This window comes from Vibrio sp. 10N.222.55.B11 (assembly GCF_041473705.1).
Classification (GTDB): domain Bacteria; phylum Pseudomonadota; class Gammaproteobacteria; order Enterobacterales; family Vibrionaceae; genus Vibrio; species Vibrio crassostreae_C.
This window is the reverse complement of the sequence record NZ_JBFRST010000104.1, coordinates 1-845: the sequence shown is the minus strand read 5'-3', so window position 1 is coordinate 845 and position 845 is coordinate 1. Positions and strand designations below refer to the sequence as shown.

Below are 845 nucleotides of genomic sequence, written 5' to 3'. Positions count from 1 at the left end.
CGTACACCACGACAACCACAATCTGGGAAGCCGGCCATGACAACCCGGTGACAGGGGATAACTTTGGTTTTGTACAATGGCGAAAGCGCAACTGTGTCTTTTTATAAGGTGACGCGATGATGCCCATTCTTCCCCACAAAAATGAAACGGACCTATTTATTGCCAGTCACCCTGACTCCCTTACCGATTTTTTAAAAACAGAGCTCGCCAACAACAAGCACATTTACTGCTGTTTCCCGCTCTCGCAGTTTTGCTTCTCGTTTTGTCGCGATCTCAATGCTCGTAAGGTGCTGTCAATCAGCTTCCAAAACGCTCACACCCTCTACCCACCCTTTCAGCGGCCATAATGAAGAGGTTACTATGACCATTCCATCTTTTGAGAGCACCTTTAGGCGCTCTCTTGTTTTTCTGTGTTTTTTTATCGCGTTACCCGCCCAAGCTTACACTGAGCAAGAGCTCAAATCTTTTGCCAAGCTTGAGCAAAAAATGACTCAACAACCGGAGGCGGCGAAGACGTGGCCTACGGACGACATACAAAATAAAGCCCAGGCTTATCGAGAAGAAGCGCTGACTCTCAGCCGCAATGTTCAAGATTTGATAAAAGAGGAGAGCCTGTCCCCCTTATTGGGGCGACAAAAGCCCACGCGCAACCCTGACCAAGCCCCAAAAGGGGTAATGGTGTTTGTTTCACTCACCATGCCCAAGACCGCGCTCAAACAGCTTCTGATGCAAAGTGAGCACTTAGGCGTTCCACTGGTGATACGCGGTGTCTTACCTGAAGGTTTTCCGGCCACGGCCAAGCGGATCGAGGCCTTGATACGCTCCCCCAATAAGGCGCCCATTCA

General features: G+C 49.8%; 2 protein-coding genes. Both read left to right on the top strand.

All coding sequences use genetic code 11. The annotated features are described in order from the left end of the window. On the top strand, nt 1-107 hold a 107-nt coding region (locus tag AB4503_RS24735; protein WP_372115872.1), incomplete at its 5' end, for a TraU family protein. Between the two features lie 253 nt (nt 108-360). Next, nucleotides 361-845 (top strand): TrbC family F-type conjugative pilus assembly protein (locus AB4503_RS24730; protein ID WP_372115871.1); only part of this gene is annotated, 485 nt, incomplete at its 3' end.